General features: G+C 64.9%; 1 protein-coding gene. It reads left to right on the forward strand.

Annotated elements, in window-relative coordinates; genetic code table 11:
- Window positions 1–192, forward strand: a 192-nt coding sequence (locus FJV41_RS56600) for a hypothetical protein (protein ID WP_220138081.1), incomplete at its 5' end; no start/stop codon positions are given.
- Window positions 193–388 lie beyond the last annotated feature (196 nt).

Below are 388 nucleotides of genomic sequence, written 5' to 3' on the forward strand. Positions count from 1 at the left end.
CACCTCGACGGCGACACCCTGTGGTGCGGCCTGGTCCTGCATGTTTCGATGAACCTTGCCTGGAATGTGTTCAGCCTCGATGACGCCATCGCATTGGGTTGGCAGGCCACCGGCCTGCGCATCGGCACCGCCCTGCTCGCAGTGGTGGTGCTGGCCTGGCACGTGCGGCTCAGGCGCCAGAGAGGCCTGTAACGCCCGCTTAGCTTGCCGTGCACGTCGGGATCACTACCGGCTTGCGCATACTTGCGCGCCTTTTCACCGTTGCTGTCCGGAGTTGTCGCGTCATGTTGCTGTCCAAGCGCCACGTTGAACCCCGCGTCCTGCTCATCGAGGACGCCGAGGAAACCCGCGAGCTGAGCCGACTGGCGCTGGAAAGCCAGGCCTGCCA

This window comes from Myxococcus llanfairpwllgwyngyllgogerychwyrndrobwllllantysiliogogogochensis, assembly GCF_006636215.1.
Taxonomy (GTDB): domain Bacteria; phylum Myxococcota; class Myxococcia; order Myxococcales; family Myxococcaceae; genus Myxococcus; species Myxococcus llanfairpwllgwyngyllgogerychwyrndrobwllllantysiliogogogochensis.